This window comes from Methylobacterium sp. AC690 (genome assembly GCF_979256535.1).
The window spans coordinates 231,568-246,168 of sequence record NZ_CEEDOX010000002.1 but is presented as its reverse complement, the minus strand read 5'-3'; the positions used below and the strand labels follow the sequence as shown (position 1 = coordinate 246,168).

Genomic DNA, 14,601 nt, shown 5'->3' with positions numbered 1-14,601 from the left:
CCGCGCGCCCCGGATCGGCGGACAGGCCATGGCATTGCCCCGGACGGACGATCACGCTGCGGAAAGTGCACCTGAGGCCGGGCTCGCCCGATTGCTGAGCGCCTCGGCCGTGCCGGCCGCGCTGCTGGCACCGGACGCGCCTGGCGGCCGTCTTCTCCTCGCCAACCGCGCCCTCCGCGCCCTCGTCCGGCGCCCTCCCGATGCGCCCTCCGACGGCGACCTGCACGACTGGCTCGGGCTCGGCGGCGACCGGGATTCCGGCTCCACCTTCGCGGCGGCCCTGGCCGACGGGGCGCCCGAGGGCGTCGAGGTGCTGGCACGTCCGGGCGGCGGCGCGGCCTTCTGGGCGCAGGTCTTCATCGTCCCGGTTCCGGAGACTCCCTACCGGCTCGCGCAGGTCGTGGACGTCACCCGCCGCCACGACGCCGAGGGAGCCCTCGCGCTCTCCCGCCAGCGCGAGGCGCTGGGCCTGCTGACCAACAGCGTGGCGCACGAGTTCAACAACTTCCTCCAGATCCTCATCGGCTACATCGATGGGCTGAAGCGCCGTCTGGGCGACCGCGACGAGCCCTTCATCCAGCGCGCCATCGTCCGCTCCACGGATGCGGCCGAGCGCGCCACCACGCTGACCCGCCAACTCCTCGCCTTCTCGCGCCGCATCGCGCCCGATGTCCGCCCCGTCGACCTGAACCAGCTCATCGAAGCGTTCGGCGCCCGGACCGGCCCGACACTGCCGGCCCGGATCACCCTGGAGACCCGGACCATGCCGGGGCTCGCCTGCGGCCTCAGCAACCCGACGCAGATCGAACTCGCCCTGAATCACATCGTGGCCAATGCCTGCGAGGCCATGCCGGCCCCCGGGCGCATCGTGATCGCGACCTTCGCGGTGCCCCCGGGGGACCGCGCCCTTCAGCGGCCCGGGGACGGCGCCGTCGGCATCACGGTGACCGACGAGGGCCAGGGCATGTCCCCCGAGATGGCGGCCCGCGCCCTGGCGCCCTTCGTCACCAGCCGCGAGGCCGGCCGCGGTGCCGGGCTCGCCATCGTCCACGGCCTGGTGAAGCGCCAGAACGGCACGGTGTCGATCGACTCGAAGCCCGGGGAGGGCGCCACGGTCCGGATGGTCTTCCCCGCGGCGCTTTGAGGAGAATCCAACAGGATTCTGTCAAGAACAGCGGACTAAAACTCCGGCGCGAACGTCACCATATCAGGAGCGGCGTCATCGCCGGACTTCCCAGTTGTTCACCAGAGGCGTTTTCATGCTCACCTCCACCACTCGCCGGAAGCGCGCGGCGTCCATCCTCGCGCTCGCCGCGACGCTGGTTCTCGCCGCGCCCGTCGTCGAGGCGCGTCCCGGTAGCGGCAGCAGCGGTGGCATGGGTTCGCGCGGCTCGCGCACCTACGCGCCGCCCTCGGCCACCACCACGGCGCCCGGCGCCCCGGCCCCGATCCAGCGCTCGCAGACCCAGCCCGGCCCGGCCATGGGCAATCCCGGCATGAACACGGCCGCACAGCCCGGCCGACGCTTCGGCGGCGGCTTCATGGCCGGCCTGCTCGGTGCCGGCCTGCTCGGCGCGCTCCTGGGCGGCGGCTTCTTCGGCGGCCTCGGCGGGATCGCCTCGTTCCTCGGCCTGATCCTGCAGGTCGGCCTCGTCGTTCTGCTGGTATCCTTCGCCGTCCGCTGGTTCCGCCGACGCCAGGGCCAGCCGGCCGCGGCCGGCCTGTCCCGCTCGACCCTCGACGGCGCCGGTGCCAACCCGGGCCCGATGGGTGGCGCGCCGATGGGTGGTGCGCCCGGCGGCGCCCCGATGGGCGGCGGTTACGGCAACGGCCAGCGTGGTCCCGCCCCGGTCCAGCCGGTGCAGGCGCGTCCGGTCCAGATCGGACCGGGCGATTTCCAGAGCTTCGAGATCGCCCTCAACGACGTGCAGGCGGCCTATGGCCGTGAGGACGTCGCGGCGCTGCGCAACCTCGCGACCCCGGAGATGGCCGGCTACTTCATCGAGGAGCTGCGGGCCAACGAGGCACGCGGCGTCGTCAACCGGATCTCTGACGTGAAGCTGCTGCAGGGTGACCTGTCCGAGTCCTGGGGCGAGGGCAATGCCGAGTACGCTACGGTGGCGATGCGCTACGCCATCAAGGACGTGACCCTCGACCGCCGCACCGACCGCGTCGTCGAGACCGGCGAGCCGGAGGCCGTGGAGCTCTGGACCTTCGTGCGGGAGCGCGGCGGCCGCTGGGTCCTCTCGGCGATCCAGCAGGGTCGCTGACGGTCGGCCTCACCCGGTATCGATCGAACAGACAGGGCCGCGCGGAGAGATCCGCGCGGCCCTTTTCACGTCGTGAGAGGCTGAGGCGAGCCGGGGGCTCAGACGGGGCGGTAGGCCTGGGCCATCGCCACGAAGGCGGAGACCGGGACCTCCTCGGCCCGGGCGGTCTCGGGAATGCCGGCGGCCTCCAGGAGCCGGGCCGGATCGGGGACCGCTGCCTTGAGGCTCTGGCGCAGCATCTTGCGGCGCTGCCCGAAGGCCGCCCGGGTGATCGCTTCGAGGGCCTGGACCGAGCAGGGCAGGGGCGCGCGCCGGGGCGTCAATCGGACGACGGAGGACGTCACCTTCGGCGGCGGCACGAAGGCCGAGGGCGCGACGTCGAACAGGATGTGGGCCTCCGTGCGCCAGCCGCAGAGGACGCCGAGGCGGCCGTAATTCGCCCGGTCGTCCTCGTCCGCGACGATGCGCTCGGCGACCTCGCGCTGGAACATCAGCGTCAGGGAATCCCACCAGGGCGGCCAGGCCCCGCCGGTGAGCCAGCCGACGAGGAGGGGCGTGCCGATGTTGTAGGGCAGGTTCGCGACGATCCGCGCCGGTCCCGTGCCGATCAGCGGCACCGGGTCGAAGTTCAGGGCGTCGGCATCGACCACCTCGAGGCGTCCCGGATAATGCGCGGCGATCTCGGCGAGCGCCGGCAGGGCCCGGGGATCGCGCTCGATGGCGATGACCCGTGCGGCGCCCTCGGCCAGCAGCGCGCGGGTCAGGCCGCCGGGGCCCGGTCCGATCTCCACGACGGTGACGCCCGCGAGCGGTCCGGCCGACCGGGCGATCCGCCCCGTCAGGTTGAGGTCGAACAGGAAGTTCTGTCCGAGCGCCTTCTTGGGCTCCAGGCCGTGCCGGCGCACCACCTCCCGCAGGGGCGGCAACCCGTCGATGCTGACGCTCCCGTCCTCGCTCACGCGCCGGCCTTCACGAGACGGGCGGCGAGGCGGAGCGCCGCCATCAGGCTGTCGGGCCGTGCGATGCCCTTGCCGGCGATGTCGAAGGCGGTGCCGTGGTCCGGCGAGGTGCGGATGAAGGGCAACCCGAGGGTGACGTTCACGCCCTCGTCGAAGGCCAGGGTCTTGATCGGGATCAGGGCCTGGTCGTGGGTCGGCGTCAGGGCCACGTCGTAGGTCTCCCGCGCCCGCGCATGGAACAGGGTGTCGGCGGGCAGGGGCCCGCGGATGTCGATGCCCTCGCTCTGCAATCGCAGCACCGCGGGCTCCAGCATGTCGCGATCCTCCGTGCCCATGGTGGCGTTCTCCCCCGCATGCGGGTTGAGGCCGGACAGCACCAGGCGCGGCCGGGCGATGCCGAAGCGCCGGCGCAGGTCCTCGGCCACGATGCGGGCGGTGCGCAGGACGAGATCCTGCGTCAGCAGGTCGGGCACCCGCCGCAGGGCGACGTGGATCGTCACCGGTACCACCGCCAGGGTCTCGCTCCACAGCATCATCACGGGGAGCGGCGGGGTCTCGCCGGGCTCCACCGCGCAGGCGGCCAGGAACTCGGTGTGGCCCGGATGCGCGAAGCCGACCTGCGTCAGGACGTACTTCGCGATCGGGTTGGTGACGAGGGCGGTCGCCGCCCCGGAACGGACGAGGGTCACCGCCGTGGTGATCGATTCCAGCGTCGCACCGGCATTGGCGGAATCGGGCCGACCCGCCACCGCGTGGATCGCGGCGCCGCTCGGCAGGGCCATCACCGGCAGGGCGCGCCCGAAGACTTCGGTGGCGAGGTCCGGGCCGACATCCGCGATGGGAACCTGAAGGTTCAAGTCGCTCGCCCGCCGCTCGATGAAGGCGGGATCGCCGATCAGGAAGAACGGCGGCAGGCCGGGCCCGGCATCCCGCAGGCGCCAGGCCATGAGGGCGAGTTCCGGCCCGATGCCGGCGGGATCTCCGAGCGTGAGGGCGATCGGCCCGTGCAGGCTGCTCACCGCATCACTCCGCGTCGTTCGAGGGGTGGGCCGCCTCAGCGGACCGTCGAGATGCCGTCGGCCGTGATGGCCGTGTTCAGGTTCTGGCGGAAATCCGCCTCGCCCAGGGTCTTCAGTTCGAGCCGGAGCAGGACGGTCCGGTTGCGCTCGCTGGTGCCGAGCGCGGCCGCCACCGGCGAGACGATGTAGTTGACCGACACCGTCGTGCACTCGTCCTGGTAGCCGCCGCCGATGCTCATGCCCGACAGGTAGGCGCGCCCCGGGTTGCGGTAGACGGGGGCGTCCCCGACGGGGTTCGCCAGGTAGGAGGCGTAGGCGGTCTGGAAGTTGTCGCGCACGTCGAGGTAGTGCGACAGGTCCACCAGGGCCGAGCCCGTGACGAACCAGTTCGGGGTCACGTGATAGGTGGCCGAGGCGGTGATGCCCTCGCGGCGGTTGGCGAAGCCGAGGGCCGGCTGGGCCTTGTAGTAGGAGTAGAACGCCGAGAGATCGATCGGCGCGAAGGGGGCGAGGCGGGCGATCACGCCGGTCTCGACCCGGTTCACCCCGAGATCGGCGTGATCGAAGCGTCCGCGGGTGATGAAGGTGATGTGCTGGTTCGGCGAGAGCTGGAACCGGCCGACGAAGTCCGAGGCCCGGGTGTCGAGGCCGGAATCGAGGCCCACATTGGCGATGTCGCCGCGGCGGAACGAGTTCACGCCGGCGATCTGGATCGACTCGCCGAACATGACGTTCGCATACCAGCCGGCCGGGGTCACGACGGAGTACTGCGCGCCGAGATTGGTGCGCACGCCGCCCTCGACCCGGTCGTAGCCCGAGAACTTGTCCCACTCGAACAGCGAGGTGTCGTCGAAGATCAGGCTCTGGGCATCCTCGTTCGGCAGGCGGCCGATATGGGTCTCGCTCGGCCGCGCGATGACCTGCGCGATCGGCTCGATCGTGTGCACGCCCAGCGGTCCGAAATTGCTGACGAACGGGTAGCGGTAGTCGATGCCGACGGCGGGCAGCACCCGGCCGGAGAAATCCGCGTCCTGCGTCGCGATGTTGGCGGACAGGGCGTTCTGGTAGCCGGAGGTGCGCGGGTCGACGAAGAACGCGTCCGTGCGCAGGTAGGCGAAGGGCGTGAAGACCTGGCCGACGTCGTCGATGAAGCTGCGGCGCCAGGAGAGCTGGGCCGAGGCGCGGGTGTTCGTGCCGGCGAGGCCCCGGATCACGCACTGGCCGCGCGAGAAGGACGTGCAGGTCTCGTAGAGGTAGTAGGTCCTGCCGTTGATCGTCGGCGTCTGCAGATAGGCCGTCGGGCTCTGGACCGCCTGGAAATCCGTCGCCTGACGGGTCAGGCTGGTGATGTTGGCCTCGAACCGGACCTCGCCGCCGAGGAAGCCCGGCCCGTTGATGCGCTTGTCGTAGTCGATCACCGGCGCGACGAAGGGCTGCTCCTTCTGCCAGTCGAAGCTCGACAGGCCCTTGAAGTAGTAGCCCCGCGCCTCGAACCACGAGCGATCGCCCTGACCGATCAGGTAGGCCGTCGAGACGGCCTCACGGAAGTAGTCCGTCGTGATGCTCTGGTTGCGGATGCGGTAGTTGTCGAGGAACCACTTGTCGGTGACGCCGACGATGTCCCAGCCCGTGCGCCAGCGGTCGTTGATGTAGAACTGGCCCTTGGACTCCACCGAGCCGCGGAAGTCGCGGTCGCCGGCGCCGAGCGGGCCGGGCAGGAAGGCGCTCGGCGTGGTCTGGAAGATGCCGGAGAGGCGCAGGTTGTAGGAGCCCGTTTCCAGGCGATGGCGGAACTCCGCCTGGCCGAGGACGCCCTGGTTGCTGAGGAAGGCCGGCGACAGCGTCAGGTCGTAGTTCGGCGCCAGGTTGACGAAGAACGGGGTCGCGAGGCCGGAGCCCAGGGCCGTCGAGGTGAGGAAGCGCGGCGTCAGGAAGCCGGTCTTGCGCTTCACCGTCGGGTCGGCGGTCTCGAAATACGGCAGGTAGGCGACCGGGATGCCGCCGATCTCGAGGGTCGATTCCTCGAACGCGACGGTGTGGGTCTGGTTGTTGTGGATGATCTTGGTGGCGCGGATCTGCCAGAGCGGCGGCGTCTCCGGATTGTTCTTGCACGGCTCGCAAGCGGTGTAGGTGCCGTATTCGAAGCTGGTGCTGTCGCCCTCGATCCGCTCGGCGCGGGGCGCCGAGAAGCGGGTGCGGACGGTCTGCCCGTTGAGCTCGACGCTCTGCTGCACCCGGAGCGCGTCGATGAAGCCGTTCTTGAAATCGTCGGTGAGCTCCATCTTGGAGCCGGTGACCACGGCGCCCGACGCCTCCGTCAGGCGGACGTTGCCCTCGGCGAAGACGCGGCTGACCTTGCGGTCGTAGATCACCCGGTCGGCCTGCAGGGTGCGCGGGCCGTAATGCAGCTCGGCATTGCCGCGGGCCGTCACCGTGTTGCGGTCGTTGTCGTAGACGAGCTCGGAGGCTTCCACGAGGAGGCGCTCGGCCGGCTTGGCCGAATCCGGCTTGCCTGAATCCAGCTTGCCTGCCGCCGACTTCGCCGCAGCCGTCTTGGGGACACCCTGGGCGAGCGCCTGCCCGCCGGGCGCCGCGGGGGCGACGGCCGTGAGCAGGACCACGAAACCCGTGGCCAACGTGATGTCGGCGACCTTACGCAACGCCAGTCCCAACTCCTGCCAAGGCTTGCGCCCCTTCGCCACCACCGAGTCCGACATCAGCCGTCCTCCTGATAGAGAAGCGTGAGCGTACCAAGGAGACTCCCTACCACGGCCGGGAACCACGCCGCCACAGCCGGCGTCACGATTCCCGAGGCACCGAGGCCTTCCAGCACCTGTCGGGCGACGTACAGCACGAACCCCGCCGCGACGCCGCCCAGCACCAGTTTGCCGACACCACCAAAGCGGAAGAACCTTAAGGAAACGCTGGCCGCCACCAGCACCATGGCCAGGAACAGGACAGGCCGTGCCAGCAGCACGTCGTATTGCAGGCGGTACCGCGTGGCATCGAGGCCGGCCCGCTCGGAGCGTGAAATGGTCTCCGGCAGTTGCCAGAAAGGCACGGATTCCGGCGGCGTGAAGCGCTGGCGCACCTGGGACGGCACCAGCGTCGAGGCGATCAGGTAGGTGTCGAAGCTCTCGGCCGGCTGGCCCTTGGCCATCACTCGGGCCTGGCTCAATTCCCAGTAGCCGTCGTGGAGGCTGGCCTTGGCCGCCTCGATCTGCGCGGTGAAGATGCCGGCCTCGTCGAAGGTGAAGACCGAGACGCCGGCCAGCGTGGTCGTGCCCTCCACCGCGGTGTCGGCCCGGATGATCGCCTGCCCGTCGAGGCTGCGCTGGCGGATCCAGAGGTCCTTGCCCGAATTGGCCTTGGTCGAGCGCGAGAAGATCTTCGCCTCGATCTCGGTGGAGCGCTGCTTCATCAGCGCCGAAACCGGATTGTAGACCCCCACGGTGAAGGCCCCGATGGCGAGGGCGACGAACACGCCCGGCTGCAGGAACTGCCAGGCCGAGATGCCGGCGGCCCGGGCCACCACCAGTTCGAGCTTGCGTGAGAGCTGGAGCAGGGCGGCCATCGAGCCGAACAGGATGGCGAAGGGCAGCACGCCCTCGGCCACCGCCGGGGTGCGGTAGAGCGAGAGCTGCGCCATCAAACCTGTGGACGCGCCCTCGGCATCGCCGGCGCGACGCAGGAGCTCGACGAAATCCAGGGTGTAGACGAGCGTGAAGACCGTGAGGAACACGCCCAGGATCGTGCGCACGAAGCGCATCGCGAAGTAGCGGCCGAGGGTGGCGCCGATCAGCATGGCGTCAGCTCCGCCTCACTGCACGCCGAGGCGCGGACGCCGGCCGAAGCGGCCGACGAACCCGGTCGCGGCCCGAGCGACCCGGGCGTTCCAGTCCCGCATCGCCCCGCCGTTGAAGATCACCATTGCGGAGATCAGGATGGCGAGGAGGGGTACGGCGTAGACCGCAACGACCGCGCCCTGGCTGCGCGCCGCGGCGCTGGAGGCCGCGAAGCCCCCGATGCGCACCACCACCACCGCGAGGACGGCGCCGGCCACCGCGAGGCCGCGCCCCTGGCGGGTGGTGCGCGGGTCGCCGAGCGCCGCGAAGGCGATGAAGGTGAGCGCCAGCGGGTAGAGCCAGGACGAGAGCCGGTCGTGCAGCTCGGCCCGGAAGCGGCCCTTCTGCTGCTTGTAGTAGGTCTCGCTGGTATCGGGGAACAGCAGCTGCGCCGTGGCGCGCTCGCGCGGCTTGTAGACCAGTTCCGCATCGGGGGGCGTGAAGGCGGCGAGGTCGACGGTGTAGCGCTCGAAGGTGATGATCGAGGCGTCGCGGGACTCCTTCTGCTGCCGGTGGATGCTCCCCTTCTCGAGGGCGAGGTAGCTCTGGCCGCCATATTCCAGCGCCTGCCCGCGCTCGGCGAGGTAGACCACCGACTTGCCGGCCTCGCGCTTGTCCTGGATGAACAGGCCGAGCAGGGCGCCGCCGGGGCCGCGCTCGCGGAAGTGGAAGGTGATGCCGCTGTCGAGGCTGGTGAACTGGCCCTCCTTGACCACGTTCGCGATGAAGTCGCCGCGCACGCGGGTCAGCACGTCGCGCAGTTCCTGGAACGACGACGGCATCACCTGGATCGTCAGGAAGGCCACCGCGAGGCTGACCGCGAGGCCGAGGCTGAGGAAGGGGCGCAGGATCTGCCGCGGCCGCATCCCGGCCGCCGACATCACGATGAGCTCGGAATCCCCGTTGAGCTTGTTCAGCGCGTAGACGACGGCGATGAACAGGGCCACCGGGGCGATCACGGTGATCAGCGTCGGCAGCGACAGGCCGGTGATGAGGAAGAAGATCACCAGGGTCTGGCCCTTGGCGGTGATGAGGTCGAGCTCGCGCAGGGCCTGCGTCACCCAGATCGTGCCGGTCAGGCCGACGAGGCAGGCGAAGAAGGCCCCGAGCGCGATTTTGAAGATGTAGCGCTCGATCTGCGTCATGGGTTCTCGTGGATCGGCGTCTCGCGGATCGCCCCCCGCATCGCCCGGCGAGGCCTCGGCCCCGCCCGTTTCTACCCGTCCCGCCCCCCGGCCGTCGACTCCGATCGGGGCGCGCCGATTCGGGCGCTTTCACGGCCGTCCGGTCGCGTTGCGTTCTGTGCCTCAACAGGTACACAGAAGCGCCGGGGGTGGCACGTCCAATGCCGTGCCGCTCCGCACATCCTGCACGCACCACTTCGAACGCATGGTTCGTTCGAGCCCAATCCTCGGAAAGCTAGCGTCATGGCGGACGGAATCACGATCGCGTTCGGGCCCCTCGGCCCGGTGGGCCAGGGCGACGTCGTCCTCTTCGTCGGCGACGACCTCGCCGTGGCTCCGGCCGTGGCCCAGGCGATCGGCGGCGGCGTGGCCGATCTGGTGGCGCGCGCGGCCGCCAGCGAGCGCTTCAAGGGCAAGTCCCTGTCGGCCCTGGCGCTGCCCGCGCCCGCCGGCCTCGACGCGGACCGCCTCGTGGTGATCGGCCTCGGCTCGGAGAAGGACCGTGCCAAGCTCGATTGGCCGGCGCTCGGCGGCTTCACCGCCAGCAAGGTCTCGGGCCGGAGCGCCCGGGCCGCGCTGATCGTCGCCGGCCTCGACGTCACCGCGGCGAACGCCGCCGACTTCGCCCTCGGGGCCCGCCTGCGCCACTACAGCTTCGACCGCTACAAGACCAAGAAGAAGCCCGAGGGCGAGGAGGCCAAGGGGACCGCGCTGACCCTGATGGTGGCCGATGTCGCCGCCGCCGAGGCCGCCGCGAAGGTTTCGGAGGCAGTCTCCGACGGCGTCATCCTGGCGCGCGAGCTCATCAACGAGCCGCCGAACGTCCTCTACCCGGAGGAGTTCGCCCGGCGCGCCGAGGCCCTGACGCAGCTCGGCGTCGAGGTCGAGGTTCTCGGCCCCGGCAAGCTGGAGGCGCTCGGCATGCGCGCCCTCCTGGCCGTGGCGCAGGGCTCGACGAAGGAGGCCCGCGTCGTGGTGATGCGCTGGAACGGCGCCGCCGACCCGGCCGAGGCACCCCTGGCCTTCATCGGTAAGGGCGTCTGCTTCGATTCCGGCGGCGTCTCAATCAAGTCCGCCGGCGGCATGGAGGACATGAAGGGCGACATGGGCGGCGCCGCCTGTGTCGTCGGCACGATGCACGCGCTCGCCAGCCGCAAGGCGAAGGTGAACGTGGTCGGCGCCATCGGCATCGTCGAGAACATGCCGGACGGCAACGCCATGCGCCCGAGCGACATCATCACCTCGATGTCGGGCCAGACCATCGAGATCATCAACACCGACGCCGAGGGCCGCCTCGTCCTCGCCGACGTGCTCTGGCACATCCAGAGCGCCTACAAGCCGAAGTTCATGATCGACCTCGCGACCCTGACGGGGGCGATCATCGTCGCCCTCGGCCAGGACATCGCCGGGATGTTCTCCAACGACGATGCCCTCTCGGCCAAGATCACCGCGGCCGGCGAGGCGACGGGGGAGGCCGTGTGGCGGATGCCGCTGATCCCGGCCTACGACAAGGCGATCGATTCGAAGTTCGCCGACATGAAGAACTCCGGCGGCCGCCATGGTGGCGCGGCCACGGCGGCGTCCTTCCTGAAGCGCTACGTCAACGACGTGCCGTGGGCGCATCTCGACATCGCCGGCGTGGCGATGTCCTCCTCGGCGAGCGAGATCAACCGGAGCTGGGGTGCGGGCTGGGGCGTGCGCCTGCTCGACCGTCTGGTGCGCGACAACTACGAGGCCTGAGCCGCGTGCTGCCGGCTTTGCTTCCGCTGGCAGCAGCGCTCCTGGCGATCGCGCTCGCCTTCGTCACGGGCTTCGACCAACGGGTGGCCCTGCCGCCCGAACTCGACGCCCGCTTCTACGGCTTCTTCCTCGATCGCTACCCGCTCTTCGCGGTGGCGATCGTCTACGGGCTCGCCTGCCTCGCCCTGCGGATCCTTCGACCGGGTCCCGCCGGCTGGCTCCGCCGGCTCATCGGAGGGGCCCTGGCCCTGGCGCTGTTCCTGGCGGCCTGCCTCTATCCCACCTTCGGCGGCGTGGCCCTGCGCCTCGCCTTCGCCAGCGGTGGTACCGCCTTCATCACGCAGCAGCCGATGCCGGCGGCCTACGCCCTCGGATCAGCACTGGCCGCGACGGTGTTCGGGAGCGTCCTGGCGATCGGCGCCCTGCTCATCGGCAACGGTCCTCCGCGCCGATCCCAGTCCCGGCCCTGGCTGCGGGCCGCTGCCGACGTCCTGGTTCGTTGCCTCGCCCTCTGGTTCGCCCTCGCGGTGCTCGGCCTCGCCCATACGGCGGGTTTCGGCCTCTGGCCGCGGCGATCGATGACGATCGGGGATGCCCTGTTAGCCTGTGCCCTGGCCGGCATCGCGTTTCTGCCGCACCTGAGTTGCAACGGTCTCACGACGGGGCCGGATCGTCGGCGCCCGTCCCGTGCCGCCGCTTGATCCCGCCGCCGGGATGGCCGAGGATGGTTTAGATGTGAACTAAGGAGGCAGGAAGCCGCCGGGTCGCATCGCAGGGAGGATCGACATGCCCGAAACCCGGAGCGCCGCGCGCCCGTGGCTGTCCGCATATCCGCCGGGCATCCCGGCCGAGCTCGACATCGACGGCCTCGGGACGCTGGTCGACCTGTTCGAGGAGTGCATGACGCGCTCGGCCATGCGGCCCGCGCTGGAGAGCTTCGGCGCCCGCATCTCCTACGCGGCGCTCGGGGCGTCGTCGGAGGCGATCGCCGCGTGGCTGGTGGCGCAGGGCCTGACCAAGGGTGACCGCGTCGCGATCATGATGCCGAACGTCGCCGCCTATCCGGCAGCCATCTTCGGCGTGCTGCTCGCCGGCTGCACCGTCGTCAACGTCAACCCGCTCTACACGCCGCGCGAATTGACGGCGCAGCTCAACGACTCGGGCGCGCGCATCCTCTTCGTCCTCGAAAACTTCGCCCACACGGTGGTGCGCGCCCTGCCGGACCTGACCCTCGACCGCGTGGTCCTGGCCGGACCCGGCGACGGCCTCGGACTGAAGGGGCGCCTGATCACCCTGGCGTCGCGCCATCTGAAGAAGGCGGTTCCGGCCTATCGCTTCCCGAACGGAGTCGCGGTCCGCTTCGACGCGGTGATCCGCGCGGGCACCGGCAAGCCCAAGGTCCGGGTTCCCATCGGGCAGGACGACCTGGCCTTCCTGCAATATACCGGCGGGACCACGGGGGTCGCCAAGGCCGCGATGCTGACCCATCGCAACATCATGGCCAATGTCGAGCAGAGCCGGATCTGGTTCCGCGTCTCGGCCGAAGACGGCGCGGCGCGCGTCATGGTCACGGCGCTGCCGCTGTATCACATCTTCGCCCTGACCTGCTGTTTCTTCTTCTTCATGAAGGTCGGGGGCTGCTGCCTGCTGATCGCCAACCCGCGCGACGCGGACGGCTTCATCAAGACCCTCAAGGGCACGCCCTTCACCCACTTCTCGGGGGTGAACACCCTGTTCAACCTGCTCATCAACCATCCGAAGATCCGCGAGGTCGACTTCTCGAAGCTCGACTTCGTCATCGCCGGCGGCATGGCGGTGCAGGCGGCCGTCGCCGAGAAGTGGAAGGCGATCACCGGTCGCGCCATCGTCGAGGGCTACGGCCTGTCCGAGACCTCCCCGGTGGTCTGCGTCAACCCGCCGGACCTCACCGCGTGGAGCGGCACCATCGGCTATCCCTTGCCCTCGACCGACGTCTCGATCCGGGGACTCGACGGCCGCGAGGTCGACACCGGCGAGCCCGGCGAACTCTGCGTCCGCGGCCCCCAGGTCATGGCCGGCTACTGGAAGCGCCCGGACGAGACCGCCCGCGCCACCACCGCCGACGGCTACTTCCGCACCGGCGACGTGGCGGTGCTGAACCCCGACGGGCAGGTCCGCATCGTCGACCGGATGAAGGACATGATCCTGGTCTCGGGCTTCAACGTCTACCCGAACGAGATCGAGGACGTGCTCGCGAGCCATCCGGGCGTGCTCGAATGCGCGGTGGTCGGCGCCGTCAACGACGAGACCGGCGAGATGGTCGTCGCGCACGTGGTGCGCAAGGACGGCGCGATGACCACCGACGCCCTGCGGACCTTCGCCCGTTCGCAGCTCACCGGTTACAAGGTCCCCCGCCGGGTCGTCTTCCACGACACCCTGCCCAAGACCAACGTGGGCAAGGTGCTGCGCCGGGCCCTGCGCGACGATCCGCCCGCTCCGTGATTGCGGTCCCACCGTAACCTGCGGCCGCCCGTCGACGAAGGGTGACATTGAGACGGCTTGCGCGCTCGCCGCGTCCGGCCAATGTCAGGGCAACAGGCCGGCGTGCCGCGATTCGCGCCGAACGGAGGGAACGACATGCACATCAAACGCACCCATTCCTGGGAGATCCCGGAGCATCTCGCGACGCCGGAGGGAATCTTCCTGGATCGTCGGCGCCTGCTCGGGGGCGCCGCGGGCTTGGCGGCCGCCTCGCTGATCGGGACGGAGAGCGCCCGGGCGGCGTCCGACCCCACCGGCGACCTCTATCCGGCCAAGCGCAACGAGGCCTACACCCTCGACCGCCCGCTGACCCCGGAGAAGTTCAGCGCCGACTACAACAACTTCTACGAATACGGCACCTCGAAGTCGGTGCTCCCGGCCGCCAACGCCCTGAAAACGCGGCCCTGGACGGTGGCCATCGACGGCCTCGTCGAGAAGCCGATGACCCTCGGAATCGACGACCTCATCCGCAAGATGCCGCTGGAGGAGCGCCTCTACCGGCACCGTTGCGTCGAGGCCTGGTCGATGTCGGTGCCCTGGACGGGCTTTCCCCTCGCGAAGCTCGTGGCCCTGGCCAAGCCGACCTCGGGCGCGAAGTACATCCAGATGCAGACCTTCCTCGACCGGTCGATGGCACCGGGACAGAAGTCGTTCCTGTATCCCTGGCCCTACACCGAGGGGCTGACCCTCGAGGAGGCGGGCAACGACCTCGCCTTCGTCGCCACCGGTGTCTACGGCAAGCCGCTCGCCAACCAGTTCGGCGCACCGATCCGCCTCGTGGTGCCGTGGAAGTACGGCTTCAAGTCGGTGAAATCGATCACCAAGATCTCGTTCGTGGCCGAGCGTCCGAAGACCTTCTGGGAAGGGCTGCAATCGGCCGAGTACGGCTTCTGGGCCAACGTCAACCCGGCGGTCTCGCATCCGCGCTGGAGCCAGGCCACGGAACGGGTCCTGGGCAGCGAACAGCGCGTGCCGACCCTGATCTACAACGGCTACGGCGAACAGGTGGCCGGCCTCTACAAGGGGCTGGAGAAGGAGCGCCTGTTCGTCTGACGGGACGCGCG

The 14,601-nt window shown here is 70.1% G+C and carries 11 protein-coding genes; 6 read left to right on the top strand and 5 right to left on the bottom strand.

The window, feature by feature from the left end:
- Positions 1–28 precede the first annotated feature (28 nt).
- A complete protein-coding gene (locus AC0IY1_RS03500) occupies positions 29–1,144 on the top strand; it encodes an ATP-binding protein (RefSeq protein WP_471767770.1) in 1,116 nt (371 codons plus the stop codon).
- Positions 1,145–1,259: 115 nt separating this feature from the next.
- A complete protein-coding gene (locus tag AC0IY1_RS03495) occupies positions 1,260–2,270 on the top strand; it encodes a TIM44-like domain-containing protein (RefSeq protein WP_471767769.1) in 1,011 nt (336 codons plus the stop codon).
- A 98-nt stretch (positions 2,271–2,368) separates the two neighbouring features.
- Here AC0IY1_RS03495 and rsmA read toward each other — a convergent pair whose 3' ends face one another.
- The 5 genes from rsmA to lptF all read right to left on the bottom strand — a co-directional run bounded on the left by rsmA (position 2,369) and on the right by lptF (position 9,238).
- The gene (gene rsmA, locus AC0IY1_RS03490) at positions 2,369–3,229 is read right to left on the bottom strand and encodes a 16S rRNA (adenine(1518)-N(6)/adenine(1519)-N(6))-dimethyltransferase RsmA (protein ID WP_055956392.1); all 861 of its coding nucleotides are present in this window, start codon (positions 3,227–3,229) and stop codon (positions 2,369–2,371) included.
- Positions 3,226–4,176 (bottom strand): 4-hydroxythreonine-4-phosphate dehydrogenase PdxA, encoded by a 951-nt coding sequence (pdxA, locus tag AC0IY1_RS03485; RefSeq protein ID WP_471767955.1) that lies wholly within the window; start codon positions 4,174–4,176, stop codon positions 3,226–3,228. The genes rsmA and pdxA overlap by 4 nt, the downstream gene beginning before the upstream one ends.
- Before the next feature lie 107 nt (positions 4,177–4,283).
- Positions 4,284–6,965: an LPS-assembly protein LptD gene (locus tag AC0IY1_RS03480; RefSeq protein ID WP_471767767.1), complete on the bottom strand. Its 2,682-nt coding sequence runs from the start codon at positions 6,963–6,965 to the stop codon at positions 4,284–4,286.
- Complete coding sequence (gene lptG, locus AC0IY1_RS03475) at positions 6,965–8,053, bottom strand: LPS export ABC transporter permease LptG (RefSeq protein ID WP_103710400.1); 1,089 nt, start codon at positions 8,051–8,053, stop codon at positions 6,965–6,967. Before lptG ends, AC0IY1_RS03480 begins: the two co-directional genes overlap by 1 nt.
- A 15-nt stretch (positions 8,054–8,068) precedes the next feature.
- Entirely contained in the window at positions 8,069–9,238 is a 1,170-nt protein-coding gene (gene lptF / locus AC0IY1_RS03470; RefSeq protein WP_055956380.1) for an LPS export ABC transporter permease LptF, read from the bottom strand.
- A 282-nt stretch (positions 9,239–9,520) separates the two neighbouring features.
- On the opposite strand from lptF, the gene AC0IY1_RS03465 reads away from it, so the two are divergent.
- From AC0IY1_RS03465 to msrP, 4 genes are all read left to right on the top strand, one after another.
- Positions 9,521–11,017, top strand: a complete 1,497-nt coding sequence (locus AC0IY1_RS03465) for a leucyl aminopeptidase (protein WP_471767766.1) — start codon at positions 9,521–9,523, stop codon at positions 11,015–11,017.
- Positions 11,018–11,022: 5 nt separating this feature from the next.
- A complete protein-coding gene (locus tag AC0IY1_RS03460; RefSeq protein WP_471767764.1) occupies positions 11,023–11,718 on the top strand; it encodes a hypothetical protein in 696 nt (231 codons plus the stop codon).
- An 85-nt stretch (positions 11,719–11,803) separates the two neighbouring features.
- Complete coding sequence (locus AC0IY1_RS03455) at positions 11,804–13,498, top strand: AMP-binding protein (protein ID WP_471767763.1); 1,695 nt, start codon at positions 11,804–11,806, stop codon at positions 13,496–13,498.
- A gap of 135 nt (positions 13,499–13,633) precedes the next feature.
- On the top strand, positions 13,634–14,590 hold the full coding sequence (gene msrP / locus AC0IY1_RS03450) for a protein-methionine-sulfoxide reductase catalytic subunit MsrP (protein ID WP_471767761.1): 957 nt from the start codon (positions 13,634–13,636) through the stop codon (positions 14,588–14,590).
- The last annotated feature ends 11 nt before the right edge of the window (positions 14,591–14,601 follow it).

Bases quoted from the DNA above. Each gene is read 5' to 3' on its own strand.
- AC0IY1_RS03465 (WP_471767766.1), top strand. From the start codon at position 9,521: ATGGCGGACGGAATCACGATCGCGTTCGGGCCCCTCGGCCCGGTGGGC.
- AC0IY1_RS03455 (WP_471767763.1), top strand. From the start codon at position 11,804: ATGCCCGAAACCCGGAGCGCCGCGCGCCCGTGGCTGTCCGCATATCCG.
- msrP (WP_471767761.1), top strand. From the start codon at position 13,634: ATGCACATCAAACGCACCCATTCCTGGGAGATCCCGGAGCATCTCGCG.
- lptF (WP_055956380.1), bottom strand. From the start codon at position 9,238: ATGACGCAGATCGAGCGCTACATCTTCAAAATCGCGCTCGGGGCCTTC.
- AC0IY1_RS03495 (WP_471767769.1), top strand. From the start codon at position 1,260: ATGCTCACCTCCACCACTCGCCGGAAGCGCGCGGCGTCCATCCTCGCG.
- AC0IY1_RS03480 (WP_471767767.1), bottom strand. From the start codon at position 6,965: ATGTCGGACTCGGTGGTGGCGAAGGGGCGCAAGCCTTGGCAGGAGTTG.
- lptG (WP_103710400.1), bottom strand. From the start codon at position 8,053: ATGCTGATCGGCGCCACCCTCGGCCGCTACTTCGCGATGCGCTTCGTG.
- pdxA (WP_471767955.1), bottom strand. From the start codon at position 4,176: ATGGCCTGGCGCCTGCGGGATGCCGGGCCCGGCCTGCCGCCGTTCTTC.
- AC0IY1_RS03500 (WP_471767770.1), top strand. From the start codon at position 29: ATGGCATTGCCCCGGACGGACGATCACGCTGCGGAAAGTGCACCTGAG.